At 50.3% G+C, this 24267-nt stretch carries 18 protein-coding genes and 2 pseudogenes; 9 read left to right on the top strand and 11 right to left on the bottom strand.

Annotated features, from left to right (window positions below; all coding sequences use genetic code 11):
* Positions 1 to 66: 66 nt before the first annotated feature.
* The 4 genes from AC6RNO_RS04375 to AC6RNO_RS04360 all read right to left on the bottom strand — a co-directional run bounded on the left by AC6RNO_RS04375 (position 67) and on the right by AC6RNO_RS04360 (position 7119).
* On the bottom strand, positions 67 to 1587 hold the full coding sequence (locus AC6RNO_RS04375; RefSeq protein WP_474682433.1) for a response regulator: 1521 nt from the start codon (positions 1585 to 1587) through the stop codon (positions 67 to 69).
* Positions 1580 to 3364: a histidine kinase gene (locus AC6RNO_RS04370; protein WP_497104737.1), complete on the bottom strand. Its 1785-nt coding sequence runs from the start codon at positions 3362 to 3364 to the stop codon at positions 1580 to 1582. The genes AC6RNO_RS04375 and AC6RNO_RS04370 overlap by 8 nt, the downstream gene beginning before the upstream one ends.
* 134 nt (positions 3365 to 3498) lie before the next feature.
* Positions 3499 to 6288, bottom strand: coding sequence for an endo-beta-N-acetylglucosaminidase (locus AC6RNO_RS04365; RefSeq protein ID WP_497104736.1), 2790 nt, complete (start codon positions 6286 to 6288; stop codon positions 3499 to 3501).
* Positions 6289 to 6849: 561 nt separating this feature from the next.
* A complete protein-coding gene (locus AC6RNO_RS04360; RefSeq protein WP_497104735.1) occupies positions 6850 to 7119 on the bottom strand; it encodes a hypothetical protein in 270 nt (89 codons plus the stop codon).
* A gap of 177 nt (positions 7120 to 7296) precedes the next feature.
* Here AC6RNO_RS04360 and AC6RNO_RS04355 point away from each other — a divergent pair, with 177 nt between their 5' ends.
* Positions 7297 to 8346, top strand: coding sequence for an Atu2307/SP_0267 family LLM class monooxygenase (locus AC6RNO_RS04355; RefSeq protein ID WP_497104837.1), 1050 nt, complete (start codon positions 7297 to 7299; stop codon positions 8344 to 8346).
* A 100-nt stretch (positions 8347 to 8446) separates the two neighbouring features.
* On the opposite strand, the gene AC6RNO_RS04350 is transcribed toward AC6RNO_RS04355, so the two are convergent.
* The 4 genes from AC6RNO_RS04350 to AC6RNO_RS04335 are packed head-to-tail and all read right to left on the bottom strand — an operon-like array spanning position 8447 to position 12188.
* A complete protein-coding gene (locus AC6RNO_RS04350) occupies positions 8447 to 9598 on the bottom strand; it encodes a hypothetical protein (protein WP_474682429.1) in 1152 nt (383 codons plus the stop codon).
* A 15-nt stretch (positions 9599 to 9613) separates the two neighbouring features.
* A complete protein-coding gene (locus AC6RNO_RS04345; RefSeq protein WP_488435081.1) occupies positions 9614 to 10240 on the bottom strand; it encodes a hypothetical protein in 627 nt (208 codons plus the stop codon).
* A 9-nt stretch (positions 10241 to 10249) separates the two neighbouring features.
* Positions 10250 to 11023 carry a hypothetical protein gene (locus AC6RNO_RS04340; protein WP_474682427.1) on the bottom strand — a complete coding sequence of 258 codons (774 nt, stop codon included), beginning with the start codon at positions 11021 to 11023 and terminating at the stop codon, positions 10250 to 10252.
* Between the two features lie 7 nt (positions 11024 to 11030).
* Positions 11031 to 12188 carry an SPFH domain-containing protein gene (locus AC6RNO_RS04335; protein ID WP_497104734.1) on the bottom strand — a complete coding sequence of 386 codons (1158 nt, stop codon included), beginning with the start codon at positions 12186 to 12188 and terminating at the stop codon, positions 11031 to 11033.
* A gap of 426 nt (positions 12189 to 12614) precedes the next feature.
* On the opposite strand from AC6RNO_RS04335, the gene AC6RNO_RS04330 reads away from it, so the two are divergent.
* Positions 12615 to 13073: a MarR family winged helix-turn-helix transcriptional regulator gene (locus AC6RNO_RS04330; protein ID WP_474682425.1), complete on the top strand. Its 459-nt coding sequence runs from the start codon at positions 12615 to 12617 to the stop codon at positions 13071 to 13073.
* A gap of 100 nt (positions 13074 to 13173) precedes the next feature.
* Complete coding sequence (locus tag AC6RNO_RS04325; protein WP_474682424.1) at positions 13174 to 13911, top strand: NADPH-dependent oxidoreductase; 738 nt, start codon at positions 13174 to 13176, stop codon at positions 13909 to 13911.
* A 689-nt stretch (positions 13912 to 14600) separates the two neighbouring features.
* On the opposite strand, the pseudogene AC6RNO_RS04320 reads toward AC6RNO_RS04325, so the two are convergent.
* Positions 14601 to 15426 (bottom strand): annotated as a pseudogene (locus AC6RNO_RS04320) (helix-turn-helix transcriptional regulator).
* A gap of 182 nt (positions 15427 to 15608) precedes the next feature.
* Between AC6RNO_RS04320 and AC6RNO_RS04315 the strand changes: the two are divergent.
* The 6 genes and pseudogenes from AC6RNO_RS04315 to AC6RNO_RS04290 all read left to right on the top strand — a co-directional run bounded on the left by AC6RNO_RS04315 (position 15609) and on the right by AC6RNO_RS04290 (position 22308).
* Entirely contained in the window at positions 15609 to 16358 is a 750-nt protein-coding gene (locus AC6RNO_RS04315; RefSeq protein ID WP_474682422.1) for an SDR family oxidoreductase, read from the top strand.
* A gap of 85 nt (positions 16359 to 16443) precedes the next feature.
* Positions 16444 to 17136, top strand: coding sequence for a response regulator transcription factor (locus AC6RNO_RS04310; protein ID WP_474682421.1), 693 nt, complete (start codon positions 16444 to 16446; stop codon positions 17134 to 17136).
* Positions 17133 to 18137, top strand: a complete 1005-nt coding sequence (locus AC6RNO_RS04305) for a sensor histidine kinase (RefSeq protein ID WP_474682420.1) — start codon at positions 17133 to 17135, stop codon at positions 18135 to 18137. Before AC6RNO_RS04310 ends, AC6RNO_RS04305 begins: the two co-directional genes overlap by 4 nt.
* Before the next feature lie 99 nt (positions 18138 to 18236).
* Positions 18237 to 19035: pseudogene (locus AC6RNO_RS04300) on the top strand (ABC transporter ATP-binding protein).
* Positions 18989 to 20926 (top strand): FtsX-like permease family protein, encoded by a 1938-nt coding sequence (locus AC6RNO_RS04295; protein ID WP_497104733.1) that lies wholly within the window; start codon positions 18989 to 18991, stop codon positions 20924 to 20926. Before AC6RNO_RS04300 ends, AC6RNO_RS04295 begins: the two are co-directional and overlap by 47 nt.
* A gap of 179 nt (positions 20927 to 21105) precedes the next feature.
* On the top strand, positions 21106 to 22308 hold the full coding sequence (locus AC6RNO_RS04290; protein WP_497104732.1) for an MFS transporter: 1203 nt from the start codon (positions 21106 to 21108) through the stop codon (positions 22306 to 22308).
* A 138-nt stretch (positions 22309 to 22446) separates the two neighbouring features.
* On the opposite strand, the gene AC6RNO_RS04285 is transcribed toward AC6RNO_RS04290, so the two are convergent.
* Positions 22447 to 22788 (bottom strand): zinc ribbon domain-containing protein YjdM, encoded by a 342-nt coding sequence (locus AC6RNO_RS04285; RefSeq protein WP_474682553.1) that lies wholly within the window; start codon positions 22786 to 22788, stop codon positions 22447 to 22449.
* Positions 22789 to 22897: 109 nt separating this feature from the next.
* A complete protein-coding gene (locus AC6RNO_RS04280; RefSeq protein WP_497104731.1) occupies positions 22898 to 24145 on the bottom strand; it encodes an MFS transporter in 1248 nt (415 codons plus the stop codon).
* Between the last annotated feature and the right edge of the window lie 122 nt (positions 24146 to 24267).

Genomic DNA, 24267 nt, shown 5'->3' with positions numbered 1-24267 from the left:
TTCAAATAGAAGTCAAACTAAATAAGTCGTTGTATAAAATAAACAAAAAAGCCCCAGCGGAAGACGCTAAAGGAGCTCCTTATATTCCGTAGGGGATACTCCTACGTATTTTTTGAATTGTTTATAAAAATATCCGATCTCCCAATACCCGGCGTTCCGGGCGATCTCATGGACTTTCAGATGCGTCGAACGCAGCTGCTCCTTCGCTTTCTCAATCCGGTAGCGGTTCAAGTATTCCGTGAAGGACTCGTTGACCTCCTTGTTGAATAACCGGCCGAGATACACCGGGTGTATGTTGTACAACGCTCCCAGTTTTTTGAGCGACAAGCCCTCGCTGTACGATTTATGAACAACATTCATCACCTGCTGAACTACCGGGCTTTTGATGTCGCGCTCCAGCAGGTCAATCGCCGCTGCCGCCGCTTCTTTCATCGCTTCGGCCAGTTCTCCGATCGATCCCGATTTTCTTATTTTCGCAGCGCACTTCCTGTAAAATTCCGGCTCGGCCGTATGGCGGATTTCCTTCACCTGCAAGTTCAGCAAAATCATCCATTCCACCGCCGCATCCCGCAGCGAGTCGGGGGATATTCCGGGCCGCGCTCCCATCCTCCGCACGAACGCTTCGATGCCCGCCAGCATTCCTTCCTTGTCTTTGGTCATAACAAGCTTGGCGAATTCGTTCCAGTCAAAAGAAAGATCAGACTCCATATCGCTCTGATAGAGCTTCAGTTCCGCGAAACGAAGCATGCTGCGTTCCGGGTGCATCATGAAATATTCCTGCGTCCGCTTCGCTTGCCTGTAGCTGTGCGATGCCCCGGCTGCGCCCTCCTCCACGCTGCCTGCCGACAGACGCAGCCCGCTTGCCGGGGGCAGCGCCTGCATCAGCAGGCCCAGCGTTTCTTCCGTCGCGGCAGCTAATTCCGAGGCATTGTCTCCACCCTGCAGCAGCACGATATCGCCGTCCAAATCCTGAAAGATGACCGGCCGATGGCGGTCCCGCATCCATCCCCGGACGGTTTCCGGGCAAGCGCCGCCGGGCTGCTCCGGGCGTAAAACCGCCGCCTGCACGAACGCCTTGCCGATGGGCAGATTCAGCAGCTCTGCGCGTTCAGCCAGCTCCTCCGGGCCGATCTGATTGCCTAGCCAGCGGTGTACGACATGGTCCCTCATGATCTCCTCGCTGTACGGGCTCGGCTTATGTTCCGTCCGCGAAATATTCAGCTTTTCCACGACCGCACCGAGCGTATCCCGGAATTCCTGCAAATTAATCGGCTTCAGCAAATAGTTCTCAATCCCGAGAGACAGCCCTTCTTTCACATAAGCAAATTCGTCATACCCGCTCAAAACAACCGCCTTAAGCTCAGGCAGCAGCCCGCGCGCGGACCGGATCAGATCCAAACCGTTCATGATCGGCATCGAGATATCCGTTATCAAAAGATCGACGGGCACGCTCTCCAGCTTCTTGAGCGCTTCTTGTCCGTTCTGCGCCTGTCCGACAATGGCCAGCCCAACCTCGTCCCAATCGATGATATCGTACAACCCCTCAATAATGAAAGGCTCGTCGTCCACAATAAATACGTTATACATAGTCTGGCGCCTCCTCACCCGGATCCGGGAACAATACGGTTACGACAGTTCCTTCCCCCAACTCGCTATGTACTTCAATGCCGTGCGGGCTGCCGTACAGCAGCCTCAGCCGCTCGTGAATGCTGCGCAGCCCGAACGATGTCATCCCTTCGGGATTTTCCAGCTCCTGCGCCAGTCTCTCCATCCGCTCCGGCGAAATTCCCCGCCCGTTGTCTTCAATCAGGATGCGAATATGGCCCTCTTCCTTCGTCACCGAAATCTGAATGCGGTTGTCGGTCCGCTCCGGGTTCATGCCATGCAAAATGTAGTTCTCCACAATCGGCTGCAGCGACATCTTGAGCATCTTGCGCTTCTCCAGCTCCTTGCCGCAATGCAGCTTATACGAAAATTTGTCCCTGTAGCGGATTCGAAACAATTCCAGGTACAGACGGCATGCCTCCAGCTCGTCCTTTAACGTATACACGGGCTTGGGCCGGGCGTAGCTTTTGAACAGGGCGGACAGGCTGTAGATCATCTCGCCTACATCCGCGGCTCCCTGGGAGATGGCCCGCATGCGGATGACCTCCAGTGTGTTGTAAAGAAAATGAGGATTGACTCTGGCTTCCAGCGCGGCGATTTCCGTATGTTTTTGCTTGATTTCAGCTTTGTACACCCGATCTATGTATGAATTCAACTCCTCAAGCATGTCGTTGAAGCTCCGGGAAATTTGTCCGAGCTCGTCTTCCTTCGAAACTGCGATTCTGGCTGTAAAATCTCCGTTCTTCACTTTTCTTGTAAAGCGAATAATGTTATGCGTCCGTTTGGCAAAGCTGCTTAAAAACAGGGATGGAAACAGCACCGCAAACAAGATGCATGCCAAGCCGATCATGATAATCGCGTTGCGCGCCCCCCGATATGTCGCAGCCAGTTCTGTGCCGGGCACTATACTGACGACGGTGAAGCCGCCCTGGCTGTGGGTCCGCGGGGTAATCATCATGCCGTCCCGCTCGCTTGGGGCATACGTTTGTCCGTACCGCTCGCCGGAAGTGTCGAACATGACGTCGCTGTTGGCCGAAAGCACCATGATGGCGCCCTTGTAGTCGTCTTTGTAATTAGCAATGCTGTTCCATACTGCGCCGGAATCGTAAAAAACGAGCAGTTGACCGGCATTCCGCAGCGAGAACTTGTTGTTGATCGGCGTGCGGACGGTGAACATGGGGCTTTGGGGCAAACCGATGCTTTTGCGCACCCAGATGTTAGGAAGCGATACTTGACCGCCTTCTCCCAAATACATGGCGTCGGGCACATACGAATGGGCCGCGCTCGCGGGTATAATCCGGAATTGCCCGTTCTTGTGATAGACGTACATGACCTGCTCGTTGGCGCTGTACAGCACAAGGCTAATAATATCAGGGTCGTCTTCCATCTGATTTCGAAAATATTTGACCGCCTCGGAGGCCGATTTGCTTTCGTTGAAAAACCGGTCCATTCTGTATCCGATATAGTCCTGATAAGGATGCTCCAACAAATACGCAGTATTGGCCGCCAGTCCGTCATCTCTGTATATATTTCGCACGATTGCCTGTACGGACTCGTACTTTTGCTCCATGTAATTGTTTACGCTTTCAACGGCCCGTTTCTGCACTTCCAACTGCCGCTCGACGGCCGATTGCGAAATGAGCTTGAATACGAGATAAGAGCACATAATGATCGTTGCAATAGCGATGACGGAGAACAAGAGGATGAATTTCGTAAACGCGTTGTTTTTTAAATATCTATGGTAAAGGGTCCATTTCATCGTCAATCGCCCCCTATTGCTGATATGAGTATATCATGAAAGTTAGAGCAGGCGTCTGCGCTTCGCCAAATTAGCAAAGATCAGACGCCCGAGTACGGTGAGCATGCTTTTGCAGCTATTTTAAACCGTTCAAGCTACTGCCTGAGATATACCCGCGCCGATTTGTTCCCGGCATAGTCCTCCAACACGACGTAGACGTTTGAGGCTGTCGAAGTAAAGCTCAGGCTTGCTTTGGTCGAGCGGCCCCGGACGATCATCGGCTTGCTGCCCGAGCTGTACGTCGTGGCAAAAGATTTTGCAATACCGTTCTCATAGACGTACAAATACCGCCAATCTCTCGTGTTAGGCATCGGCAGCTTGAGCGTATTCCCGCTCCACGACCAGGCCTCGGCGTACGGTTCGGCAATGACATCGATAAAACGGCCGCTGAGCGATATCGGATTGGTGCTCCCCGCCGTGATCGTGACCACGTAATCGTCGCCGTTCACGGGCATATTGGCAAATACCGCCGAAGTCGAACCTACGGGGACTACCGTTTGTTTGGCCACAGGCGCGGGAGTCGTAATCCAGTTCAACGATTTGACGCTTACCCGGATATCCCCGGCGGCCCCCGCGGGATTGGTCCAGGACACGGCAAATTCGCCATTTGCCTTGGAGTCCGCATGAATGCCGGAGACAGCGGCGTTCAGATCGTAAGCTGCCGTAGCGGCAGCGCCTTCCTTGCCGTCTGCGCCGACCGGGACGACCTTGACCGTTCCCGACTTGGCGGGCAGTTTTTTGATATAAAAACCTTCGTCGTATTTCCCGCCGACATAAACGTCGTTTACATAGACATTGTACTGCTTGACTTTGGCATAATCGGTATCCAGGTTCCATTTCACATACATTTCACCCGTGTCCGCGAACAGCCCGGTGATCGCCAAGCCTATCGGCGCCGCCGGCTTTGCTGCGGAACCGTCGGAAATTCCGATGTGCCCGATATTCATCTGATAGTTCGCAACCGTTCCCGCCCCCGGATCGAAAACCAGACCGAACGCGGCGATGGATTTGCCGGCATACGGGCTCAGATCCAATTCCTTCGTGACCCAGCCGTTCGTATGCTTGCCCGTATCCGGAACAGCGATCTTGACGACAGTGTTCGGATTGTCCGCCATAATCAAACCGACCTTCATGGCCGATGAATCGTCGGCTGACGGTTTGTTATACGTGACGGACAGTTTGGAATTTGCGTTGACGTTCAAATTCGTCTTGTACAGGCGCAGGAAATTTTCGGCATTCAGGCTGCCGTTGACTACGAGCGAGCTGCCGCCCCTGAACCCGCCGATTTGCCCATATTTGAAGCGATTGTTAGTGCCGGCAAACTTGTATTTTGGACCGTAGTCGTAATCAACGGTAAGCCTGCCGCCCGCCGTGTCCTGCCACCATTGCCATGTAACCGGAATGTCCTGCAGGCTCATGTTCGACCATTCGCTGTCACTGGAGACCGCCCCGTTTACATAATAGGACAGCCCGTGACCCGTATTGAAATCCGTGTAAAAATTCGTGCCGCCGATAACGGACCGTTCGGCCATAACCGACGCGATCCCCGGCCAGTTTCTGTTGTCGGCATAGACGTCGCTCACTGTATTCGCCGAAGGTTTCGTTGTATTTTTGGGGTTCAGGTTAGGGCCGGACCACCAAAGCTGTTCGCGCACCGTCGTCATCCACTGGTAGTCGTTTTCCGCTCTGTGTCTGCTCGGCCATGCAAGGCCCATGTCTTCGTCAAGGCCGGCATGCACAAAATCCGCCCCCAATGTCGCGATGCTCAAACGCGGCACCCCGTTGCTCAGCTTGCTGCTCAATTGCGCGCCGTTCGCAGCGCTCCACCTGTTCCCCCCAGCCTCAATACCGGCAAATCCTGTGTCGTAAATCGTATAATTTGTCCCGTAAGCGCCGTTCAAAGCGTTCAAATAGCTTGTAGCGCTATTAATCTGGGTGCTGCCCACGCCATAATCGAAGAAAAACGAATTTGCAACCCGCTCTTTTTTAGCTTTATCGTATAAAAATGAAATATTGTTATCGTTGAACGTTCTGGCAAACGTATTGGCGCCGTCGCTGGTACTCAAGGAATCGTACCACTGCACATACAGCCCGCTTTTTTGCAGCACTTTCTTGAAAGCGATATAGTCCGGAATATCCGCGGCTGCGACGTTAGGACCTTGCTCTTCCTGGTTGAAAAAATAGCCGTCGTACCCGAAATACCGGGCCATCTCAATCAGCTTTTCCGCCACCGGGAATTTGCCGCTTGCATCTTTGACGAGCATTTGTTTATACGTTTGTTGGCCGCGGTCATTATTCGAAAAGAAAATACAGGCCAGAGACAGCACGCCGTTCTTGTGCGCCGCATCGGTGTAGGTCGGATTCGGGATATTCAGGATGCCGAACTCGAACCATTTTTGCTGCCAATCCGACTGGGCCAAGTCGTCGTAGTAGGCGGGAGGCGTATAAGCGGTGGCGGTGCCGTGCCAGTAAGAATAATAATCGACATATTGCCAGAAGTTAAAATGGTACTGCGCAAATTTATTCGTATACGCCGCGTTCTCGATAAATGCATTTCCGTAATCGCCCGCTACGGTGATCAGCTTTGCATCCGGGTTCAACCCCGGATTGGCTTGTGTTGCAGCAAACGGTGCGTTGCGGGGCTGCAAGGGCACGCGGGACCGCAGCATTTGCGCCCCCGGATCGGTTATCGGACTCCAGTTCGCAATGTGACTGCCGGTATAGCCATGCACGCTCGGCTGGTTCGCACCTTGGGCGCTTTCTCCCGTAAAAGGCCACGTATCTCCGGCATGTGCGGTTAATGGCAGGCCCGCTGCAACCAGCATACATGCGGCCAACGCAGCGGCCATTTTTGCAAAAACATTTTTCCCGGTTCGCTTGTTCATGTTCTCACTCCCCATTTTTGAGAATCAGGACTGTTTCGACTGTTCTGATTGTTCCAACCGCCCGGACCGCGTTAGAGCCTCACGGCATCATTCATAATTGTCACTCCCCTCCTGCACGTCTGAAAAGCCTCTGCCATCCGCCAATCATCCGGCGATTGTAATAACCATAATTGATGTAAGCCTTTTCAAAAACGGTAGAAATTAAATATTCAATGTCCAAAATAAAGAAGATATCGCCGGGTTCAGCCTGATGGCGGCCACTAGGCAGTCCCCTTCCCTTTTTCGCTGCGCCTTACGGTGTGGTCAACGAGCAGGTGAAGTCGGATGCCACGGCGAGCACAGCCACTCTTCCCCGACCCACGCCTCTCCTGCACGGGTTGCGGAGCTGAAGTGGGGGCAAGGCGGCTTGGCATGAAAAAAAACTGCGATTGTACAGGTTTTCTTCGTAAACATGGTTCATTTTGACGAAAAGCCTGCGATTGTGCAGGAATTTTCGATAAAAATGAACCAGATCCTATGTTCTCGGCAAAAAGCCTGCACATTTGCAGGAATATGCCGAAGTCAGCGCATCAACCGAGCAAAAACTGTACTTTTGCAGGTTTTTTCGCGCCACCATAGCCAGGCAGATTGTGCGGCCGGTTCTGGCGTGTGGACTTCCGGACAGCCTGCAGCTTTCGCAGGTTTTTCGCGCTGCCAGGCCGCTTCATGATCGGCTGCCGCCACAGTAAATAAGAGGGTAAGCTTCGCTTCCCCTAAACCCAAAAACATATAAATCGAAAAAAGAGCGTACGTTCTACATTTGTAGAAAGTACACTCTTTTCGTTGCTTCAACCGCTAATTTTGCGCCGTATGAACCCGGAGCGAATGTAGACGGATCCCACCAGTAAAAATAAATCGTCGAAAAATATCGAAGCAATATTTGCTTACTAAACTTGAGAAACAATAAAAAAATAAGTAAACTGGAAATAATGGAGGAGGAGAATGAATATGACGGATCAAACAACGAATATGGAAATAGGGATCAGCACATTTTTGGAGGCAACGCCGGACCCGGTGACTGGGAAAGTGATCAGCCATGCCGAGCGGCTCCGCAACGCGGTTGAGGAAATCGTCCTGGCCGATCAGGTCGGCCTGGATGTATATGGAATCGGGGAGCATCATCGAGCCGATTACGCCGGCACTTCGCCCGCTGTCGTATTGGCGGCAGCGGCTTCCATGACCAAGCGGATCAGGCTCACAAGCGCCGTTACCGTGTTGTCCTCAGACGACCCGGTTCGCGTTTATCAAGCTTTTTCCACCCTTGACGGCATCTCGAATGGCCGGGCCGAAATTATGGCGGGCCGGGGGTCATTCATTGAATCTTTTCCGCTTTTCGGATACAGCCTGGAAGATTACGATGAATTGTTCGAAGAAAATCTGGAGCTGCTGCTGGCGATCAGAGCCTCGGAAAAGGTCACATGGCGCGGAGGGCATCGCCCCGCCATCAATAACCTCGGCGTCTATCCGCGCTCCGTTCAAAATCCGCTGCCGGTATGGATTGCAAGCGGCGGGAACCCGCAGTCGGCGATCCGGGCAGGCATGCTGGGGCTTCCGATCGCATTCGCCATCATCGGCGGAATGCCCGAGAGATTCGCTCCGTTAGTCGCTCTCTACAAGGAAGCGGCCGCGCGGGCCGGGCACAATCCCGACACGCTGGCGATTGCGACGCATTCGCACGGGTTTGTCGGCGAAACAACCGAGCAAGCCGCCGATATATTTTTCCCGTCGACGCAGGCCCAAATGAACGTCATCGGCCGCGAGCGGGGCTGGCCGCCTTATACCCGCGCCGCTTTTGACGCCGCTCGCAGCCTTCAGGGCGCCCTCTATGTCGGCGATCCCGAATTCGTCGCGGAAAAGATCGTTCTGCTGCGCAAAAACTTGGGCGTCACGCGCTTCTTCCTGCATGTGAACGTCGGCACGATGCCGCACCGCGAAGTTTTGCGCGCCATCGAACTGCTCGGCACCCGGGTCGCGCCCATCGTTCACAAGGAGCTTGCGCGCATCGAGGCAAAGGAATAACCGCGGAAACAGCCTGCCCCGCCTCCATCATGGACGCGGTGTCAGTCATACAAACAAAGCGCCCTTCCTGGTTTAGAAAGGGCGCTTTTGTTAACTTTCATCACATCGTGCTCTCGCGCATTTTACGGTTGATGGCTCGTTCTACGACCAGTTTGACGGTTTTGAAATTTTCCACGTCGGTCTCGGTTTCCGTCATTTCCTTTTTGGATTCGTAGTTGATGCACTTGAGATTTTTCATATTTTTCACCGCTTCTTCAAACTGATCGTAAGATAGCGGAGTTTTGGTATAACGGCTAGCAGTGCTTCGTGCAGTTTGAATTTGGTTATACCCCGGGGCGGTTTTGCTCAACGCGGCCCAAGTGACCGATTGAATGTAGTAGTTAACCTGGGGTCTGAGGTTGCCGGAAGGAATGTACATCACGTCACTTTCGCTGCCATCGTTATTGCTGGTTGTAACGGCAAAAAAGTTCAGACAATTGTAGTTGTTATGTCTTTCATCCGAGTTTTTGATTTTCGAATACAGGATTCTCGATGTGCTGTAATCGGTAAATTCTTCGCTAAACAATTCGATTTCCCCATTCATCTCGTAAAGCTCGGTGTCCGTCATGCAAATGTACTGTACCTGAAAAGATGCATACACCTCATGATCGCCGTATTTTCTCGAGGCTTTCTTAAGATTCGGTGATTTGATGTAATGAAGAGCGATTAGTTCGGTCTCGTCGACCCCCAGCAGCGTCCGGCAAAATCTCACGCCGTGGGCATGTATCGCCTGCTCTACAGTGCGTGCAGCTTGCTCATACGTAAGCTCCCTGGCGTTGTACTCGCCCAATTCTTCTTGATGCTTGGCAAGATCGGCTTGGTAGGCTTCAAGCTTATTTTCATACTCCAGATTGAATTTCTTCATAATCTTGTCATTCCAGCGAATAAACAAACCGTCGACTTTTTTCTTGCAAATAAAATAGACGACCAGCAGCAGAAACACGACGCCCCATAAAAGAATGGCGACTATATCGGAAATGCTGTTAACCAACTTGAGCGCCCAAATCAATACGCTTAAGATCAAAGCTGTCAGTATCCAGCATCTAACCGGTCTGTTGGCCAAACTATCAAAAAGCCGGTTTTTCTTCAAAACGGGCTCCGTTTGATGAAATGCAGGGACATCTGTCGTCAAACCATGCTTCAAATACGCCAGCTTTTCGGTCAAAGGGAGCTCGTCGAAAGAAACCTCCGACAAATTTTTCAATGTGCTCATAGAATCACCTTTCGTCTAAAGTGCCAACACGGAATCAAAGTAATTTCTATCGCTTTCGTCCAGCTTGACGATTTTCAAAATCTGGTGTACCTCTTCCGCATCCAGCTTGAAATTGTTCGCTTTCTCAAGCAGCAGCTTGCTGCTATCCCCTTGATGCATGTTGAACAAGTAATACTCGTAATAATCTCTCTTGATGACCGCCTGCAAAATGTAGTACAAGCCGTTGCCGCTGGACAGCACTTGGGCGCTGTTTAAATACGACTCCACCTTGCGGACTTGGTCCATGCGGAGTACACGCGGTTTTTTCCCCTCAAGCATGGCGAGCGCCATATAATAGAACACATTGGGGTCCGTACAGTCGTTCTCGGCCAGTTTTTTCAAAATGTCAAATGAAAACTCGTAATTTTGCGCATCGATATGGCACATAGCCAGGGAAACGGCGACGGGGATATTCCCCTTGTTATCCTCGAGAATTTGCTTGTAAGAGGTAATGTACTTGTGTTTGGTCTGGCTGTCCATCCTCGCCAAGGATGCAAGCGTTTTGGGAATATACGCGGTACCGCAAAATTCGCATACCTGGTTCAAATCCGCCGGCAGGTTCGCCCCGCAGTTGGGACACGTATTCACTAAAATTTTCGCCATAGCTGCCTCCTACTGAATTCCGGCTCTGTCCAACGCCTGGATCGCTTGCAAGATTTGAGAAGTCTTCCGATGTATTTCATTTACATGTTCCTGTTGAATGTTTTCCTGATTCCGATATTGGTCAAGCTGCCCCTTCAATTCCTCGCATGAATAAACCAGGTCCCACTCTGCGTCCGCCTGGCCGCTTCGCCCCAAAACGCCGAGCGCCCTTGATTTGACAGCCAGCTTATCGAACAATATTTTGGTTTTGCTGAAATCGAGACTTTGATACTGCCCGGCCAGTTGGTTATACGAAACGATAATACCGGACAAAGCTGCCGCGACATTCCGGGTGCCGGCCTTCTGTTCCGCTTGGCTATCCGCATCTTTTTTGCCGAGATTGCCCCAAAACAGGATCGATGCATACACCACAATATACAAGACGACCCCTAGCAACGTCTGCAAAATATAGCTGGCGCCTATCTCCGCTTGGCCCGCTGCCGGAGCGGATCTCATATATATTCCAATCAGGACGAGCTCAACGACAGCAAACAATTGGGTTGCCGTAAATAACGCCAGTTTATGGGGAAGTAAAACGGAGGAGGACCTTTTCGACATAAAAACATGATAAATGCTGACGACTTCAGCGGCCCCTATCAACATGACAACGAGCAGTACGCAAAAAGAGGCAAGTGAATGGAGCGTCAGCCCTGCGACAAAAATAAGGAACAACATGAGAAGCAGCACACAGGCGGCAACGGCGCTCGCAAGTATTTTAAAATACCGGTCCTTACTCAAGTCCATCCACTCCCTATCCTAGAGATGTGCCGCATTCATGGCAAAATTTTGCCCCGGCCTTCAGTTCCTGATTGCACTGCGGGCAGGAAATGGTGCCGATGGCGGTACCGCATTCCGAACAAAATTTGGCGTTCTCCTTGTTCTCCGCGCTGCATTGCGGACATTGCTTGGCCGATTGCGTTTTTTGGCCGCATTCCGCGCAAAATTTGGCATCCGCCGCGTTAACGGCGCTGCAATGCTTGCACGGAACGCCTCCCGCAGGCGCAGGCGCAGGCACCGGCTGCCGAAGCGTGTTGTTCGATATACCCGACATCACGTTTCCGACTTGCCCCATCATGCCAAGCCCAAGGCCTAATCCGAGACCGGCATTCGCCATTGCCGAAGTACCTTCATTTTGAGCAAAATTGTTCATGATCTCGAATTGTTTTTCCGTTGCATATCTGGCATCTCCAAGAATGTCGAATTCCGCTTTGCGCTGGAGAATTCCGTTGATAACCTCCATGTCTTCGTCCGGAAAATTAATAGAGTTGACGAAAAAGTTAACCAACTCTATGCCGAATGTGGAAAATCCCTCTTTCATATCTTCCATGCAAAGCTGCGCGATTTCCCTTTGTTTGGTGCGGATATCCAGGACGGATACTTGTTTCTCGATGATGTATTGGGCCAGAATCGTGTCGACGCTATTCAGGATGATGCCTTTGAAGCTAGAAAGTACATGCTGGACGGTAATAGTCGTTCCGCCTCTTTGCGTACCTATGAGCTGGGTCAGCAGAATGCTGTAGTCATCCACTCTTATCGTGTACTGCCCGTTCGCCCTTGTATTAATCCTGACTCGATACACCGGATCCACGATCTGAATCGGCGACTCGGTTCCCCACTTCAAGTTCATATTCAATGTTGTATTAATATAATAAACTTCGGCCGTAAAAGGAGTTTCGCTGCCGAACGGCAAGTTAATCAACTTGTCCAGCAAAGGGATATTTCCCGTTGACAAGGTATGGGTACCGGGCCCGAATACGTCCAAAGCTTTGCCCTCTTTGACGAAAATGGCAAGCTGTCCCTCGCCGACAACAAGCTGCGCGCCAAGAGACAAATCTTCACTGGGATATTTGTATGCCAACCAGTTTCCGTCTGCCGCTCCGTCGTACTTGACTCTATCGATTAACGCCACGCTAATCACTCCAATTATCAGCAAAATTTAACAGATTGCAACAATTTCATACTATCATAATAACTACTAAAGTACCATATTGCGGAAATAGAATCCCGGGTTGAAATAGCTCGAAATTACAAAGAATTTGTAATCCCCCGGCTTTATTCGGCCGACACCCCGCGATCCTTAGTTGACCGGACGGCAAAATCGGCCGTTCTGCAAAAGGTTCGAACGATTTGGACGCCGTCTTTGCATACCGGGACGAAATTTATGGATATAATATCGAGGACCCCGAGTCCGATTTTGTCAAAGCGGGTACTCGCAAGTCAACCAATGATGCGAAGCGATTTGAGCAATGCGAACGGCCATTTGGTATGAACTGGCTGAATTTAATTAATTGCAAATATCAACTATTGTATGATATCATGTGTTTGGGTGATAACGATGAACGCTGGCTCTCCATATGTCCAAGTCAGAGAAACTTTGCAGCAGTTGGTTCGCACATTCGGGTCCCTGCAAAAAGACGGCGCGCAAGGCTGCGGCATTTCGGTCGCTCATAGCCATATTTTGTATGAGTTAAGCAAACGGCCCAACATTTCGCTCAACGATCTCGCCCAATTGCTTGCGACGGACACCAGTTCGCTCAGCAGACAAGTGCAGCAGCTAGTGGAACTGGAACTGGTCGCACGGATACCCGATTCGAACGATCGGCGGTACGTGGTATTGTCCTTGACGCCTAAGGGCGAGCAGGAGCAGCAGCAAATCGCCGCGGCGGTGGAAGCGTGTCTGCAAAATCTTTTCAAGCACATACCGGCAAAAAAACATGAGCAGACCTTCGAAACGATGAAACTGCTCAGCGATGCGATTCGCAGCGGCCAAAGCTTAAAGGAGCCTCCTTCCTGATTGGGAGAGGTTCTCTCGAACAAATATTTGCAAAAATCAATTATTAAATCCGGTCATTTATTGATGATCGATAATACTGAATTGAAAGGAAGATAACCCAATGAACAACGTATACGAAACCTTAACGAATCACCGCTCCATTCGCAGTTACACCGATCAACCGGTCAGCGAGCAGGATTTAAAACTCATTATAGACTCCGTGCAGGCAGCCCCGTCCTCCATCAACGGACAGCAGGTGTCTGTCATCAGCATCCAGGATCGGGCTACAAAAGAAAAAATCGCCGAATTGGCCGGCAATCAAGCCTGGATCGCGCAAGCGCCTGTGTTCCTGGTGTTTTGCACGGATTATTACAGGGCCAAGATCGCGGCGGAATTGAACGGCGAACAACTGGCTATTACCGAAGGCGTGGAATCCATTTTAGTAGGAGCGACGGATGTTGGCCTGGCGATGGGCAATGCGATTGCCGTCGCCGAATCGCTAGGCCTCGGCATTGTGCCGATCGGAGGCGTGAGAAGGCAGCCGCTGGAGCTGATCGAGCTGCTGGGGCTTCCCGAGTACGTTTTCCCCGTAAGCGGGCTTGTCGTCGGACACCCTGCCGATCATTCCGCCAAAAAACCGCGTCTGCCGCAAGCGGCAGTCTGGCATAAAGAGCGGTACGACACGAACTTGAAGGATCTGATTCATGAATATGATCAGACGATTTCCGCTTACATGGAGAAGCGAACAAATGGAAAAGAAACCAGAAACTGGAGCCAAACCGTATCCTCCATCTACAACCGGATTTATTATCCGGATGTGAAACGGATGCTGGAGCAGCAAGGGTACGATTTCAAATAAAATTTGGAAGCAAAACTCGGCCGCTTGAGCGGAATACATTTACTTGGCCGCGTGTGGTCGGTCGACTGACCGCGGTCATACAGCGTGCACTGGGAGCTACGCGCATGGGGAAAACCTGCGCCCCCCATGACGCCGTGGACGTCACCCCACGGAATGAAAATAATTCAGGTCTACTGAGTCTATTTTCGTATAAAGGGCAGGTTTTTTTCCGTTAGCAGGGTTCATTTTGGCGAAAAGCCTGCAAAAATCAGGCTGCCCAAAAACCCCCGCATCAAAGGCGATAACCACAAACTGCCTGGCTGCAACGAAGAAAACCTGCAAAAATACATGAATTTACGTCCTTGGTCGCTGGCTACGAACAATTCCTGCAATTGTGCAGGCTTTTCAGCGGGAACATGGGCTCAGGTTCACTTTCAGCGAAAATTCCTGCACTTTTGCAGGCTTTTCCCCAAAATAAGCCAATTCCAGAGAAAATCCCTGCACTTTTGCAGGCTTTTTTCCTACCGCGATGTCTCCTGCTCATTTTGTTCAGTTCCGCGACCTCACAAGGATAGGTGCGCGCCCAGAAAAAGCGGCTGTCCCTCAAGTTAGGGGCTCGCTGTTTCCCATAGCCCTAACCGAGTATCGCCCCTTCCGCCGAGAACCTATGCGGAAGGGGCTTCCCCTTTTGGCGGGAAAGCCCCTCATTTTTACAATAAACCTTCTAATTGTTCGTTAGTTCCGGTATTTTCGATTGGCGTGTATACCCTCATCACGAAGTCGCCGCTTTCAGAGACGGCAAAAGTATTGTAGCGAAATGTCAGCCGGCCTGCTTCGGGATGAAGCATCACTTGTTCCCCTTCCGAATTCCCGGAAACGTCATGCCGTCCCCACCACTCCCTGAATTCCTCGCTGCTCTCGCATAGCTTGCTAACCAATTCCTGATACCACAGATCGTTCATGTGCAATGCATACCGGCTTCTGAAATGGGCCAGCAGCAGGGTTGCGACATTATCCCAGTTGGCGATGCGAGCTTTATTTTTCTCCAGCACGAAGACGCGCCAAAGCATATTTTTCTCGATTTCTTCTAGTTGTTGAAAGTCCCCCGCATAAAGTGCTTGCCATTTGGTTCCATGCGGAAACGTTCCAGCGTTTGTCGATGACATAGGCCGGGTAGGTTCCCAACCTGTCGAGAATCTGCTGCAGAGCCGGAGGAACGGATTCGTCAGCCGCTGCATTCGGAAGCAGAGAAGGGTTCGCCAGAACGAAAAGATGGTTGCGTTCGTCGTTGCTGAGCCGGAGTGCCCGGACCAGACTCTCCAGCACTTGCTCCGACACTTGAATATCCCGCCCCTGCTCCAGTGCGGTGTACCAGGGCAAGGAAATGCCCGATAAGCTTGCCACTTCCTCCCGCCTTAAGCCAGGCGTACGGCGACGCGAGGCTCCAACCTGCAGTCCCGCCTCATGCGGAGATAAACGTTCGCGGCGGGTTCGGAGGAAATCGGCCAGTTCTTTTCGTCTTCTTTCATTATTCATAACGATGCCACCTCACCTCTCCCATCGTAATAGAATTTATAGCAGTATCCCGAATAATACTATAAATGCAGACCTGTTTGTCAGTTACAACTCAAATTATAATCGACTTGTCGCCCGTAGTGAAGGAGGAACGGAGCCGAAGCCTAAAGCTGAAAAACATAACGAATAACGAGGGAGATTGTATGATAAAACCAGACCGGAACGAACGCAGCAGCACATTGAAAGGCAAGCGTGTTATCCTCCTTGGAGGAACGTCAGGAGTCGGATTCGCGACAGCCGAAGCCGCAGCGCGGGAAGGGGCGTCCGTAGTCGTAGTATCCAGCCGAAAAGAAAGAGTTGACGCGGCCATCTCGCGTCTTCCCCACGGCGCGGAAGGACATGCGGCCGATCTCGCGAATGAGGATCAGATTCGCGTATTATTCGACCAAATCGGCGAATTCGACCACTTGGTTTTCACGGCCGGCGAATCCTTGCAAGTCGAAAGCCTCAGCGCAATGGATGTGGACGCGGCGCGCCGGTGTTTCAACCTGCGGTACTGGGGGGCATTCATGGCCGCTAAGTACGGCAGTAAGAACATGAGACAGGGCGGCTCCATCACTTTGACTTCCGGCGCCGCCGGAGCCAGGCCGCAAAAAGGCTTGACGGTCGCGGCCAGCATATGCGGCGCTATTGAGGCACTGACCAGGGCGCTGGCCGTCGAGCTCGGCCCGCTGCGTGTCAACGCCGTTTGTCTCGGGCTCATGCGTACGGAACTGTGGGACGGCATTCCCGAACAAGACCGGAACGCGATGTATGAGAACGTCGGAAAAACCCTCCCTGTTGGCCGGGTGGGAGAACCGGAAGACGCAGCCGAGGCGTATCTGTACTTAATGCGCGAAAAATATTCCACCGGACAGATCGTAGTCGTAGACGGCGGTTCGACGCTGGTGTAACATTTGTGGTCTAAGATAGCGCTTGCCTGAGTTTTGCTATACACTGGGAATAAACTGCCGATTACAAAAAGTGTGGTGACTCCCAGTGTTCAAAATTATGCTGATTGAAGACGATATAACCCTGTTTCATGAAGTTAAAGAACGTCTCCTGAAGTGGACCTATGACGTATACGGAGTCCGGGATTTCAGCAAAGTGATCCATGAGTTTACTGAAATTAAGCCCGATCTCGTCATTATTGATATTCAGCTGCCCAAGTTTGACGGCTTCCATTGGTGCAGAATGATCCGCTCCCATTCCAATGTGCCAATCATCTTTCTGTCCTCGCGCGATCATCCGACCGATATGGTGATGTCCATGCAGCTCGGTGCAGACGATTTTATTCAGAAGCCGTTTCACTTTGAGGTGCTGATCGCCAAAATCCAGGCTACCCTCCGCCGTGTATACAATTACAACACAGAGCGGATTGAGCTTAGAACCTGGCGCGGGGCTGCCGTTGAATACGTCAAGAACACCATTGCCAATGAGAACGGCTCGCTCGAATTGACGAAGAATGAAATGCTCATTTTAAAAATACTCATCGAACAAAAAAATCGCATCGTGAGCCGGGAAGAGCTCATTAAGAGCCTGTGGGACAACGAGCACTTTGTCAGCGACAATACGTTGACCGTGAACGTCAACCGTCTGCGCAAAAAGCTGGATAACATCGGATTGGGCGCTTTTATCGAAACGAAGGTGGGACAAGGCTATATGGCTGCGGAAGAGGCTGCTTTTTTATGATCGGAAAATACGTCAGGGAACGGCTAAGCTGGATTGTCCTCTTCCTGTTTCTTCAACTGCTCGTTCTATTTATTGCCGCCGTAGATACGTCCCTCCCGTTCCTGCCGATCCTTTATATCGTCTTCCTTTCGGCGCTTATTTTTACGGTGTTTCTGTTCGTGAGGTACCATAAGGAAACGAAGTTTTATAAAAGCCTGGAATCTTGGGATGAAACTTGCGATTTAGCCGCCATAGCCGATCCGGAAAGTCCGTTTGAAAATATGGCGCTGGACATGCTCGCCCGGCAAACCGAGCGGTATAAGCAAGAATCCTCATTGCATCTGATCGAACTTGAACAAGAGAAGGACGAGCTCCTATCCTGGATTCATGAAGTGAAAACGCCGCTCACAACGATGCAATTAATGATCGAGCGCCTGGACGACGAGACGCTCAAGCCGCAACTGATGTACGAATGGCTTCGCATTCACCTTCTTCTTGACCGGCAGCTGCATCAGAGACGCATCCCTTTCATCAAAAATGATGTATTCATCGAGACGGCTGCGCTGGAACCGATCATCTACAAGGAAATCAAAGCGCTGCAGTCCTGGTGTATGCAAAAAGGCATCGGCTTTGACGTCTCGCTGCAAGTCCCGGAGGTGCTCACGGATGCGAAGTGGCTGGGCTTTATCGTCAGACAGCTGCTGACGAATGCCGTGAAATACAGTGATGCTTCCGACATTATCATTGAAAGCGAGATGAAGGACGGGCAAGTCAGGCTTCGCATTCAGGATTTCGGGCGCGGCATCGACCCCAAGGACCTGCCGCGGCTTTTTGACAAAGGATTTACGTCGACGGCTGTGCATACGGACAGCGCGGCAACCGGAATGGGACTCTATTTGACACGCAAAGCTGCCGACTCCCTGTTAATCCGCATCGATGTGGACTCCAAGCCTCAAACGGGCACCGCCTTCACGCTAACTTTTCCGAAAAAAAATGATTTTATAGACGTAAGAAGCATGTGACAAAATTGTCACATGCTTTTGCGCTTTGTTCGGCGAATCGAAGGAAAAGGGCGGGCCTGTTCGAGTATGATGAGAGCATGAGCTGAAGGAGTGATAGAAGTGGCGATTTTGGAAGCAAATAAAATTTATAAAAGCTACGGCAACAAATTCAATAAACAGGAAGTGCTGAAAGGCATCGACATTAGCGTGGAAAAAGGCGAGTTCGTCAGCATTATGGGCGCATCCGGCTCAGGGAAAACGACTCTCCTGAACGTGCTCTCTTCGATTGATCATGTCAGCCGCGGGAGCATCAAAATCGAAGGCAAGGAATTCACGGGAATGAAAGAGAAGGAACTCGCCGAATTCCGCAAGCGGCATCTCGGCTTTATTTTTCAGGAATATAATCTTCTGGATACGCTGACGGTGAAAGAAAACGTGCTGCTGCCATTGTCGATCCGGAACGTATCCAGGAAAGAAGCCGATCAGAAATTTCAAATCGTAGCGACAGAGCTCGGTATCTATGAACTCAAGGACAAATACCCGAATGAAATATCCGGCGGGCAGAAGCAGCGGACATCGGCCGCCCGCGCTTTTATTCATGAGCCCGGGATCATTTTTGCAGATGAACCGACAGGTGCGCTGGACTCGAAATCCGCTTCCGATCTGCTGCACAAGTTAAGCGAACTCAATCGGAAGATCACGGCAACGATCGTCATGGTTACGCATGATCCCGTGGCGGCCAGTTATTGCAGCAGAGTCGTTTTTATCAAAGACGGGCAGATTTACACGCAGTTGATCAAGGGCGAGGAATCCAGGCAAGCCTTCTTCAATGACATTATCAAGACGCAAGGCGTACTGGGCGGTGTCCAGGCATGAGCATTACCGACCTGATTTACCGCAATTTGAAAAAGAATCTTAAAAATTATTATTTGTACGTATTTGCGCTCATCTTTAGCGTCGCGCTCTATTTCGCCTTTGTCACCCTGCAATACGATCCGGCTATGGACGAGTACAAGGGATCTATAAAAGGCGCTGCCGCTCTCGGCGCGGCGTCGGTGCTGCTTGTTGCCATCGTGGCCATTTTCCTGCTGTATGCCAACAAAATCTTCATCAAGCGGCGCAGCAAGGAGATCGGGCTGTTTCAATTGATCGGATTGACCAAGGGAAAAATATTCCGGATCCTGAGCAGCGAGAACCTGATCCTGTATTTTGGTTCCATGCTGATCGGCATCTTCGTCGGGTTCTCCTCCTCGCGGCTCATCCTGATGATTTTATTCAAGGTGATAGGCGTGGACGCCAAAGCAGCCCTAAACTTTTCATCCTCCGCTATGATTCAGACTCTCATCGTATTCGCGGCCATCTATTTGCTTATTATGATGATGAATTTTATGTTCATTAGGAACCAGAGTATTTTGTCGTTGTTCCGCGTCGTATCCACCACCGAGAACAAAATCAAGCAAATGTCCCTGTTCGAAATGCTCATCGGACTGCTCGGGATTGGCTTTGTTTTGCTGGGGTATTATGTATCCACCAGATTATTCCGCGGCGATTTCGTAAATATGAACCAGTTGTTCCTTGCCATGATCTTGATTCTGGGATCCGTCATCATCGGAACGTATTTGTTTTATAAGGGTTCCGTCAGCTTTATATTCAATGCGATCCGTAAAAGCAAAGGCGGTTATTTATCGCTCAACGATGTGCTGTCCCTTTCGTCCATCATGTTCCGAATGAAATCAAACGCCCTGCTGCTGACGATTATAACAACCGTCTCTGCGCTTGCAATCGGATTGCTGTCCCTCAGCTTTATTTCTTACTATTCGGCGGAAAAGCTGTCCCGGCAAAGCGTGCCCAACCATTTTTCCGTCCTTTCCGCTGATGATGCCGTGAAATTCACCCAAGCGCTCGACAAGGAGCGTATCGCGTATAAGACAACCCGGCGGGACGTTATTCAGGTGAACGCCGATATATCTCAAATCTCCGAAGCAAAGCTGACCGAAATCGACAGAGATAGGATGATCATCCCTATCATCAGCGAGGATACGGTTCCGGGCGCGGATGTCACTCCTGAAGAGACGCTGTTTGCCGGTTCCAGCGACGCATTGATGCAATTTATGGCGATCAAGACAACAGGGCAGGTTGAACTTAAAGGAAAGTCGCAATCCATCAAGCAGAAACTAATCGGTGTAAAAAAAGACGCTGTCGTATCTTTGTATTTTTCGGGCGGCGTGCCGGCAGCGATTGTGGATCGTACGGTCTATGAGCGGTTAGCCGGGGATTTGAAGCCGGATATTCAAAAGAAAAGCTCCGTCTATTTCGGTATCGACATTGCCGATCCGTCGTTGCTTGACAAAGCAAGCAAAATCTTTAACGAACTGGGTTTCGGCGACAAACAGGGCTATTACTCCCAGCCGGAAATCGTTGCAAGTCAGAAGGGCACCATGGGGCTGATCATGTTCATCGTCGGATTCCTGGGGCTGACCTTCCTGATTACCTCGGGCTGCATTCTGTACTTCAAACAAATGGACGAAGGAGAAGAAGAGAAACCGAACTATACCATCTTGCGGAAGCTCGGATTCACCCAAGGAAATCTGCTCCGGGGCATTCAGATCAAGCAGCTCTTTAATTTCGGTATACCGTTAATCGTCGGACTGCTCCACAGCTATTTTGCCGTCAAATCCGGCTGGTTCTTCTTCGGTACCGAGCTATGGACGCCGATGGTGATCGTCATGCTGCTGTATACGGCGCTCTACTCCATCTTCGGGCTTTTGTCGGTGCTGTTCTACAAACGCATCATTAAAGAGTCGTTATAAATTGAAGGCCTTCCTAATATAAAGGAGGGCCTTTTCTTTTATGCGGACGTATGCACGGTTCATGTTAAGATTTTTGGAACTTTCGTCAAAATACTTGATTACTTGTTATGAAAGTTAAATAATATGGTACGGGCTGTTTAAAGCTTCAGCCAACACAGCAGAAAGGTGAAAATAACATCATGGAATTATCCCAAAGCACTACCATGAAACAAACCGCTAAAAAATCGTTCCCCATCTCGTTAATTTCTTTAACAATGGGAGCTTTTGCGATTGGAATGACTGAATTTGTCATCATGGGTCTTTTACCTAATGTGGCCGAAGATTTGAATGTCAGCATCTCGGCCGCAGGACAGCTCATTACGATGTATGCGCTTGGAGTAGCCGTAGGAGCCCCAATTCTGACGGTGCTTACCCACAAAATTCCGCAAAAGAAACTATTATGTCTATTGATGGTTTTATTTATCCTCGGCAATGTACTCTCCGTGATCGCCCCGAACTACGCCGTTCTGATGGGGGCTCGTGTGATCACGGCATTGACTCACGGGACTTTCTTCGGAGTCGGGGCCGTTATTGCCTCCGGCCTTGTCGCCCCGGACAAAAGGGCCGGAGCCGTATCTATCATGATGGCCGGTCTCACCATTGCGAATATTATCGGTGTCCCGTTGGGGACATTTATCGGCCAGCATTTGGGATGGCGCGCCTCGTTCGGGACGATTGCCGTTATGGGTGCCGTGACATTGGTCGGCATACTAATCTTCATACCGCAAATCCGGCAAGACAAGTCCGCCGGTATTGTTCAGCAGATTTCCGCCCTTGCGAATCCCAAGCTTCTTGTATTCCTGCTGATCACTGCGTTAGGCAATGCCGGCCTATTTGCCGTATTTACTTACATTACCCCGCTGCTTGTGCAAATTACCGGTTTTACCGAACATAACGTCACCTGGATCCTGGTTCTGTTCGGCTGCGGAGTGACCGCCGGCAACATGATCGGCGGCAAGCTGGCGGACTGGAAACTGATGCCTTCCATACTTGGAATTTACTTCATAACATGCGTCCTCCTTACTATGTTTACTTTTACCGTTCACAGCCCCGCTGCCGCGGTATTGACCATCTTCCTTTGGGGAGCCGCTTCCTTCGCCGTATTCCCGGGGATGCAGGTGCGTATTATGAGCTTAGCCCAGTCCGCGCCGGCATTAGCCTCTACCGCCAGTCATTCAGCCGGCAACCTTGGAAATGCAACAGGCGCTTTCATCGGAGGATCGGTTATAACCCAACTGTCCATCGCTTCCCTCCCTTGGGTCGGTGCCGTGCTTGTAGGACTTGCGCTGATTTTAGGAATTGCCTGCTATATCTCAGAACGTAAGCCTGCTGTTGGCGCGTAATTGATTTTTTATATGAAAGAGCCCCGGCTTCGCTTTTAGAAGCAGGGGCTTTTTGTGACTAGCATGTTTTTGAAGTGGAGGGCAGGGACTTTCCCAGGTTCTGCAACCTAAGGAAGTCCCTTCAACGAGAAGCCGAAGCTATATCTTTTTTACAAACTCCGATTTTAATTTCATTGCTCCGAACCCGTCAATTTTGCAGTCAATATCATGGTCGCCGTCAATCAGACGAATATTTTTTACTTTGGTGCCTATTTTGACGACCAACGACGTTCCTTTTACTTTCAGGTCTTTAATGACGGTAACTGAATCGCCATCGTGCAAAACATTGCCATTGGCATCTTTAACGATTTTTTCGTCTTCGCTATTTTCGGAACCGGATTCTAAGGTCCACTCATGAGCACATTCCGGGCACACCAACAAGCTTCCGTCCTCGTAAGTGTATTCTGAATTGCATTTCGGACAATTGGGCAAGTTTGACATCGTTTGACTTCTCCATTCGTTGTTTTATCTCTTAACATACTGCCACAGTCCGCCTTAGTCGGTCAAGCCGCCGCTTGTAACTGAAAAGGCGGCTGACTATTATTATACTCTACTGCCAACCAGCCTCATATGCCTGCGTACCCTTATACAAAACCAGTATTGCCGCTGCTATAAGAATCATCCCCATAAAAGCGGGTGCAGCATGACCAAGTGATACATAGATTTGACCTCCAACGATAGGCCCAATCATTCTTGCTAAAGCCTGAATAGATTGGCTGCCTCCTTGAATCCTTCCTTGTTCACTAGAACCAACAGACTTGGAGAGCATCCCATTGAATGAAGGCCCAAAGATCGAATCGCCAAAACCAAATATAAACATTCCAGCCATAAAAAGAGGATAGAATGAGAACAAAGCCGATGCTGCAATAAGACTGTAGCCTATAATCTCCGAAACCATTCCAAGAATTGCTATCTGTTTATCACTAAGTTTTATCAAAAGCTTTGGCATTATGAAACCTTGTGAAATGATGTCTTGGAAGCCCATAATTGAAAACATAAGTCCGATTAGTGCAGGCTTCCAACTGAAAGTATCCATTGTAAATTGTGAAAAAACCGCCTGTAAAGATCCGTTGGGTATCCAAAGTAAGAACGCCGAGACAAGCAGCCTTTTTAAGTTTTTCATGGAAAGTACGTTTGCAAGCTGTGTAAATGGATTCAGTCTTACAAAGGCAATCTCTTTCAGTCTATTGTTCTTGTCAAGGCTCTCAGGCATATATAAGATTCCATAAACAACATTCAATAAAGTTATGATTGCTCCGAAATACATGGGTGCAGAATAACCAAACTTGGCAAGTAATCCGCCTAGAGTTGGGCCAATGACGGTGCCTACACCTACAACCGCACTCACCCATCCAAAGTATTTGGTTCTCTGTTCCGGAGGAATGACGTCAGCAAAATATGCGAAGATAGTGCTTATGCTCCCGCCTGTTATACCTTCTATTACGCGCCCGGCAAATAGTACCCATAGAGCTCCTCCTACGCCAAAAACTAAGTACCCGATTGCGGAACCCAAAAGGCATATTAAGAGCAATGGACGACGGCCATATTTGTCGCTCAAAGCTCCAAGTACGGGAGCCGCAAAAAACACGCAGACTGCATAAACAGAGGTCAGCAGCGTAACAACTATAGCTTGTTCTCCCGGATTGCTTGTATAAGGCTGCACTAAGAATGGGACGACAGGTGCTATGATACTGAAGCCTATTCCGCAAAGAAACACAGAGATAAGACCGAATATTAAAGCGTGTTTATCTACGGTCTGTTCTGTGTTCTGTTCATGGTGTGATCTAGATATGGACATTTCAAATTCTCCCCTCAAAAGTTATGATTTTGATTCCTCGGAAACAAATTTATTGTATTGCGACTTTGTTTCCTTGTCAACAAAATAATAACAATAAAAATGCAGCCTGTTCTCAATAGAGC

The organism is Paenibacillus sp. sgz302190 (assembly GCF_059820445.1).
This window is presented reverse-complemented; position numbering and strand designations above follow the sequence as displayed.

Excerpts from the sequence above, each read along its gene's own strand:
- AC6RNO_RS04375 (WP_474682433.1), bottom strand. The coding sequence starts at position 1,587 with ATGTATAACGTATTTATTGTGGACGACGAGCCTTTCATTATTGAGGGG.
- AC6RNO_RS04370 (WP_497104737.1), bottom strand. The coding sequence starts at position 3,364 with ATGAAATGGACCCTTTACCATAGATATTTAAAAAACAACGCGTTTACG.
- AC6RNO_RS04365 (WP_497104736.1), bottom strand. The coding sequence starts at position 6,288 with ATGAACAAGCGAACCGGGAAAAATGTTTTTGCAAAAATGGCCGCTGCG.
- AC6RNO_RS04355 (WP_497104837.1), top strand. The coding sequence starts at position 7,297 with ATGGAAATAGGGATCAGCACATTTTTGGAGGCAACGCCGGACCCGGTG.
- AC6RNO_RS04350 (WP_474682429.1), bottom strand. The coding sequence starts at position 9,598 with ATGAGCACATTGAAAAATTTGTCGGAGGTTTCTTTCGACGAGCTCCCT.
- AC6RNO_RS04345 (WP_488435081.1), bottom strand. The coding sequence starts at position 10,240 with ATGGCGAAAATTTTAGTGAATACGTGTCCCAACTGCGGGGCGAACCTG.
- AC6RNO_RS04340 (WP_474682427.1), bottom strand. The coding sequence starts at position 11,023 with ATGGACTTGAGTAAGGACCGGTATTTTAAAATACTTGCGAGCGCCGTT.
- AC6RNO_RS04330 (WP_474682425.1), top strand. The coding sequence starts at position 12,615 with ATGAACGCTGGCTCTCCATATGTCCAAGTCAGAGAAACTTTGCAGCAG.
- AC6RNO_RS04325 (WP_474682424.1), top strand. The coding sequence starts at position 13,174 with ATGAACAACGTATACGAAACCTTAACGAATCACCGCTCCATTCGCAGT.
- AC6RNO_RS04315 (WP_474682422.1), top strand. The coding sequence starts at position 15,609 with ATGATAAAACCAGACCGGAACGAACGCAGCAGCACATTGAAAGGCAAG.
- AC6RNO_RS04305 (WP_474682420.1), top strand. The coding sequence starts at position 17,133 with ATGATCGGAAAATACGTCAGGGAACGGCTAAGCTGGATTGTCCTCTTC.
- AC6RNO_RS04295 (WP_497104733.1), top strand. The coding sequence starts at position 18,989 with ATGAGCATTACCGACCTGATTTACCGCAATTTGAAAAAGAATCTTAAA.
- AC6RNO_RS04290 (WP_497104732.1), top strand. The coding sequence starts at position 21,106 with ATGGAATTATCCCAAAGCACTACCATGAAACAAACCGCTAAAAAATCG.
- AC6RNO_RS04285 (WP_474682553.1), bottom strand. The coding sequence starts at position 22,788 with ATGTCAAACTTGCCCAATTGTCCGAAATGCAATTCAGAATACACTTAC.
- AC6RNO_RS04280 (WP_497104731.1), bottom strand. The coding sequence starts at position 24,145 with ATGTCCATATCTAGATCACACCATGAACAGAACACAGAACAGACCGTA.